General features: G+C 52.3%; 6 protein-coding genes. 5 read left to right on the forward strand and 1 reads right to left on the reverse strand.

Translation table 11 applies throughout. The features are described from left to right. Positions 1-186 precede the first annotated feature (186 nt). Together AC2FNE_RS12010 and AC2FNE_RS12015 are read left to right on the forward strand one after the other, a co-directional pair. On the forward strand, positions 187-360 hold the full coding sequence (locus AC2FNE_RS12010) for a hypothetical protein (protein ID WP_170610392.1): 174 nt from the start codon (positions 187-189) through the stop codon (positions 358-360). Between the two features lie 360 nt (positions 361-720). Beyond that, positions 721-2,814, forward strand: a complete 2,094-nt coding sequence (locus tag AC2FNE_RS12015) for a 3-hydroxyacyl-CoA dehydrogenase NAD-binding domain-containing protein (RefSeq protein ID WP_496805456.1) — start codon at positions 721-723, stop codon at positions 2,812-2,814. An 84-nt stretch (positions 2,815-2,898) separates the two neighbouring features. Here AC2FNE_RS12015 and rpe read toward each other — a convergent pair whose 3' ends face one another. Further along, positions 2,899-3,588 carry a ribulose-phosphate 3-epimerase gene (rpe, locus tag AC2FNE_RS12020; protein WP_170474008.1) on the reverse strand — a complete coding sequence of 230 codons (690 nt, stop codon included), beginning with the start codon at positions 3,586-3,588 and terminating at the stop codon, positions 2,899-2,901. A gap of 166 nt (positions 3,589-3,754) precedes the next feature. Between rpe and phnC the strand changes: the two genes are divergently transcribed. The 3 genes from phnC to AC2FNE_RS12035 form a co-directional block, all read left to right on the forward strand. Then, complete coding sequence (gene phnC, locus AC2FNE_RS12025; RefSeq protein WP_170474006.1) at positions 3,755-4,576, forward strand: phosphonate ABC transporter ATP-binding protein; 822 nt, start codon at positions 3,755-3,757, stop codon at positions 4,574-4,576. A gap of 66 nt (positions 4,577-4,642) precedes the next feature. After that, positions 4,643-5,545 carry a phosphonate ABC transporter substrate-binding protein gene (phnD, locus tag AC2FNE_RS12030; protein ID WP_170474004.1) on the forward strand — a complete coding sequence of 301 codons (903 nt, stop codon included), beginning with the start codon at positions 4,643-4,645 and terminating at the stop codon, positions 5,543-5,545. Between the two features lie 66 nt (positions 5,546-5,611). Then, positions 5,612-6,000: ABC transporter permease family protein (locus AC2FNE_RS12035; RefSeq protein WP_496805457.1), on the forward strand; the 389-nt coding region annotated here is incomplete at its 3' end.

Consider the following 6,000-nt stretch of genomic DNA (forward strand, 5'->3'; position numbering starts at 1 on the left):
AGTCGATTCGGGACAAGAAAAATGTAACACGAAAATCCAAATTGACAAAAATCGGTAACATAAAAAGTGAAATCAACTCGTCAGACTGCAAGCTTCAGGTTGGGGGATTTCAACACCTTCTTCTGGTGGGCGGAACATTCGAGATCAGATCACACTGGGTATTACCATTACCATTCGAAGGATGGCTTGACGCTGAAGACCCTGCGCAGCAATTTCCGCTTCAGACATGTCCCAATAAGCCTGAACTTTCTGGGCTTTGGTGTGTACCTTCTCGAACTTAGTCAGCGCTTTGGCGGCGCTCTTTTAAAGATCGTAGCCACCTGCGGACAAGGCATTGAACTTGGTACCGACCTTCATTGAAGGTTGCATATTCGATGTCTCTTTTTGATTATGATTTTTTCGCCTTGAAACGTAATCGATAACTACCCGTTCAGGCGGGTTAGGCTGTACATAACCGATATGCGCGGACAGAATTTCTGAAGTTTCGGAACTACAAACCAGATGCATCCGGTTTTTTGGGTTCAGCGTAGTTGAACACCCCCAGCTATATATTTTGGGATAATCGAGTGCCACTAACACGAAGTTTTTTTCACTTCTTCGAGGGGTCAATTCTTGTGTTCAAAATGACAAACTGGAAATTAGGGTTGAACAGCTCGTCAGCTCGCGCCAGTCTTTTGTCGATTTCAGAAAATTTCAGGTTTTCACGGGAGACTAAGTGGGATGTCGCAGGCAATAGAGTATGAGAAGATAGGTGATGTTGCCGTCCTTGCTGCCAACAATCCTCCGGTCAACGCGCTCGGCTTAGAAATACGTAAGGGGATTATCAACGGTTTAGAGAGCGCCGAGGTGGATGGAGCAAAGGCAGTATTGATCTATGGCAAGGGCCGTACGTATTTTTCCGGCGCAGACATACGTGAATTCGGTAAGCCACCAGTTCGGCCATTTCTGCCGGATGTGTGCGACCGCATTGAATCCTCACCGTTGCTGGTGGTATCCGCCCTGCACGGCGCAGCGCTGGGCGGGGGGCTTGAAGTTGCGCTATCCAGCCACTATCGCACAGCCATTCCCACAACCAGAATTGGTTTCCCCGAAGTCAATTTGGGGCTTATCCCAGGTGCAGGTGGCAGTCAGCGCCTACCGCGTATCTCAGGTGTCAGCGCTGCGTTGGAAATCATTACATCCGGACGCCACGTACTTGCGCCCGAAGCATTAGAATTGGGTATTTTGGACGAAGTTCAGGATGGTGATCCTTGCGAGATCGGTCTGAGTTACGTGCAGGCGCTTTTGCAACGATCAGCGCCGCGTCGGCCAATTTCGGAGCTGCCTTCGCCTGCCGGGATCGACTTTGACGCAGCCTTCGAAGCAATGCTGAAAAAAGGTCGGGGGCAGTTATCCGGGGCGGTGGCCGTGCGGGCGGTGCAAGCCGCTTGCGAAGCCGATAGTTTTGCGGCGGGGCTGGCACGCGAGCGCGAGCTGTTTCTGGAGCTTATGGGCACAGACCAGCGCAAGGGTCTGATCCACGCCTTTTTTGCCGAGCGAGCAGTTGCCAAGCTACCCGAATTGAAAGGTGTCGAACCGCGGATCCTGCATCAGGTTGGTGTTGTCGGCGGCGGCACGATGGGGGCCGGAATTGCATCTGCGGTACTATTGGCAGGCTTACCAGTTGTGATGCTTGAGATGTCGCATGAAGCGGCCCACGCTGCAAAGAACCGAATTGCCTCCAACCTAAACGGCGCGGTTAAACGAGGTAAGCTGAGCCAAAGCGATTTTGACGAAATTCTCCAAGACCGGCTTGTTCTGGCTATAGACTATGGTGCACTCAGCAACGTCGATCTGGTGGTCGAGGCCGTTTTCGAGGACATGGAGGTAAAGAAGCAAGTGTTCTCGTCATTGGATGCGGTTTGTAAACCAGGTGCGGTTTTGGCGACAAACACGTCCTATCTGGATATTAACGAGATAGGGGCGACCACTTCACGGCCCCAAGATGTAATTGGGTTGCATTTCTTTTCCCCCGCCCACGTGATGAAGTTGCTTGAGGTCGTTGTGGCGGATGAGACGTCTTTGGAGGTTATGGCCACTGGGTTTGCTTTGGGGCGTCGATTAGGCAAAGTTTCCGTTCGCGCAGGAGTTTGCGACGGTTTCATTGGGAACCGCATTCTCAATACCTACAGAGCTTGTGCCGATCATATGGTTTTGGATGGGGCGACCCCTTATCAGATTGACAAGGCGCTGACTGATTTCGGTTTTGCCATGGGACCATTTGCTGTGTCCGACCTTGCTGGTCTGGATATCGGTTGGGCGATGCGCAAAAGGAAAAGAGCAGAAGGGCTGAACCCTCAAGCCCGCGACAGCACATATGCCGACAAGCTGTGCGAGGCAGGGCATTTCGGTCAAAAGACGGGCAGGGGGTATTACGTCTACGAACCAGGTAAACGGACTGGCACGCCAAATCCTGACGTCATGTCTCTGGTTGAGGCAGATCGTGATGCACAGGGTATCGTCGCGCGCTCATTTTCAGACGAAGAGATTTTACGCCGTTACATGGCCTCGATGGTTAACGAAGCCGCCAAAGTCGTTGGCGAAGGCATCGCAAGTCGTCCGCTGGATGTCGACGTAACATTGCTGTTTGGCTACGGTTTTCCGCGTTTTTTTGGGGGGCCATTGAAATGGGCGGACTTGCAGGGTTTGCCCGGAATACTAGAAGACATTCGGAAATGGTCGAACGAAGACTCGTTTTTCTGGCAACCAGCGCCGTTGCTGGAACAACTCGTATCTGAAGGGAAAACCTTCGAGGATCTGAACGCGCATAACTGAAACTTGCTACGAGCGATAAGTTTCTACTATCAACCCATCTAAAAATTCAGTTTTCACGGGGCTGCAGATAGAAAGAAGTGCACTTTATGACAACGCGCGTTCCGCTGCGGTTCGGATGGCTTGGATATTCTCTCCGTAGATATTCGGGTTTTCTACTGATCCACCTTTGAATACTGCCGATCCCGCAACAAGCACATCAGCACCTGCCTCCGCGACCAGAGGTGCGGTACTAGGATCGACGCCGCCGTCAATTTCGATGTGTATTGGCCGATCCCCAATCATTTCGCGCAGACGGCGCACTTTGTCGGTCATGTCGATGAATTTCTGGCCACCAAAACCGGGGTTTACTGTCATCACGCAAACCAAATCCGCCAAATCCAGCAGGTGTTCTACGGATTCCGCCGACGTGCCAGGGTTCAGCGCAACGCCTGCTTTCATTCCCGCCGCCCGGATCGCCTGCAATGTACGATGAATGTGCGGGCCAGCTTCGATGTGCGCCGTCAGGATGTCCGCTCCTGCATCAGCATAGGCCTGAATGTATGGATCGACCGGCGTGATCATTAGGTGTACGTCCATTACCGTTTTCACATGCGGACGAAATGCTTTGACTGCCGGGGGTCCAAAAGTGAGATTGGGAACGAAATGACCGTCCATGACATCAACATGAACCCAATCTGCCCCCTGTGCTTCGATGGCCTGAATTTCCTGCCCAAAATTTGCGAAATCGGCAGAAAGGATCGAAGGGGCGATCTTGATCTTACGGTCAAAGCTCATTTTGGCCTCATGCAATACATGGATTTATCAGCGCGTATATCCGCGATTTTTAACAAAGTGTAGAGCTTGCGGCGCAATACCGGCATTTACAAAACTTTCATCAAACCGACACATATTCGTTGGCCGCCGTCTATAGCTGACCTCCAAAGTCAATTGGGGGTGGCACGTGCTGCGGATCGAGAAACTGACCAAACGCTTTGGCGGCAATATCGCCGTAGATTCTGCAACGCTGGACGTCGACAAGCCCTGCATGATTGGAATTATCGGTCGGTCAGGCGCAGGGAAATCAACGCTTCTGCGGATGGTCAATCGACTTACGGATGCCAGCGATGGCAAAATTGTTTTTGAAGGCCGCGATGTTACAACATTGAAGGGCCGCGAAAAAAGGGCATGGCAAGCCGATTGCGCAATGATCTTCCAGCAGTTCAATCTGGTTCCGCGCATGGACGTTGTGTCAAACGTGCTGCATGGAACGCTGAATCGGCACTCGACACTGGCGACAATGTTCAATCTATTTCCGATGGAGGAAATCCATCGGGCAATCGATATTCTTGATCGTCTTGGTATTGCCGAGCACGCGCCGAAAAGGGCCGAAGCCCTTTCGGGAGGTCAGCAACAAAGGGTCGCCATTGCCCGCGCCCTGATGCAAGACCCGAGGATTATTCTGGCAGATGAGCCCATTGCTTCGTTGGACCCAATGAACGCTCAGGTCGTGATGCAGGCGCTGCGTCGTATCCACGAGGAAGACGGTCGCACTGTAATTGCCAATCTGCACACACTGGATACCGCGCGTCGGTATTGTGATCGCGTCGTTGGAATGCGGGATGGTCGCATAGTATTCGACGGGTTGCCCGAGCAGCTCACGACAGGAGTCGCACGCGAAATCTACGGTGCCGATACAAGCTTTTCAGAAGAAGCGACATCAACCGAGATCGATACGCTCGACGCCACGCAAAAGGCTCTTATGGAAGCTGAAGCAACCATTTAAGCCGACAAAAACCTTTCATCACCTGGTCTGATGAGAGGCCGGGGACATCAACCTGGAGAGAGACAGATGAAAAAAATAGTTGCTGCCCTTGTTGCGACCACGGTTATGGCCACACCGGCCATTGCTCAGGAAATCAGCGAGTTTCGCATCGGCCTTTTGGGCGGCGAAAACGCGCAGGATCGCCTGAACAATAATGAGTGTTTGCGTAAGTACACCGAAGAAGAGCTGGGCGTTGAAACCAAACTGTTCGCCCCTGCGGACTATGATGGTGTCATTCAGGGTTTGCTGGGTGGTACAATCGACATGGCATGGCTTGGCGCGTCGGGCTATGCAAAGACGTATCTGAGCGATCCCGAAGCGGTCGAGCCGGTACTGGTTAAAGTCAATGTCGATGGCGGCTATGGTTATTATTCGATCGGTTTTGCCCGTAAGGATAGCGGCATAACCTCGCTGGAAGACATGAAGGGCAAGACCTTTGGTTTCGGTGACCCGAACTCGACATCCGGTTATTTGATCCCGTCGATTGAAATCCCTCAAGCCACTGGCGCGACCATGGACTCTGGTGACTACTTTGGTGAAGTTAAATTCACAGGAGGACACGAGCAGACCATCGTTGCCGTCAACAATGGGGACGTTGATGGCGGCGTGACCTGGGCCGATGGTCTGGGCGATTGGGAAGACGGCTTTAACTCGGGCGCATTGCGTCGCGCGGTTGATGCGGGCTTGGTCGATATGAACGACATGGTCATGATCTGGCAATCAAAGCCGATCCCAGAAGGCCCGATTGTTCTGCGTACGGCCCTTCCAGCTGACGTCAAAGAGAAAATGACAACGCTGATGGCGGGGCTGGCCGTGAAAGATCGCGATTGCTTTTACGGCGTAGCGGCAGGTGAAGCCAAAGCGTTTGAGCCGATCACACATGACGCTTATGAAATCATCATCGAAGCACGCAAGCTGAAGTCAAACTAAGCTAGCAGTTCAATATATTGGGGTCTGGTGTCTCATCAGGCCCCGATTTCCGCGCGGGAGCATTCCATGACAGACCAGACCGCTGGGTTCCTCAGCGTTTCGCAAATCCGCGATGAATATACTTCACTGACGCGACGCAAACGGGTCTATGGTGGCATTCTTCTGATCGTATTCATAGCCGTTATGGCTTCGGGGTTTCGTATTGCCGACAATCGAAATGCCGGGAGCTTTTTCGATGGCTGGCATCGGATATTAGATTATCCAACTGTGGTGCTCTCAGAAGCATGGGAGAAAATCGCTGAGATGCCTTTGCATCTTGTAGCCTTTTTCCCCGCTTTGGTAGAGACCATCAACATTGCCGCAGCCTCAACTTTGATTGGAACCATCGCAGGTACATTTCTGGCGCTGATGTCAACGCGTGGAATGGCGCTTTGGCCATCTCAGATCCCGCTTTT

The organism is Ruegeria sp. YKSD179, from assembly GCF_059612885.1.

What these genes read in the sequence shown, in the direction of transcription:
- AC2FNE_RS12015 (WP_496805456.1), top strand. Translation starts at nt 721, where the DNA reads ATGTCGCAGGCAATAGAGTATGAGAAGATAGGTGATGTTGCCGTCCTT.
- rpe (WP_170474008.1), bottom strand. Translation starts at nt 3,588, where the DNA reads ATGAGCTTTGACCGTAAGATCAAGATCGCCCCTTCGATCCTTTCTGCC.
- phnD (WP_170474004.1), top strand. Translation starts at nt 4,643, where the DNA reads ATGAAAAAAATAGTTGCTGCCCTTGTTGCGACCACGGTTATGGCCACA.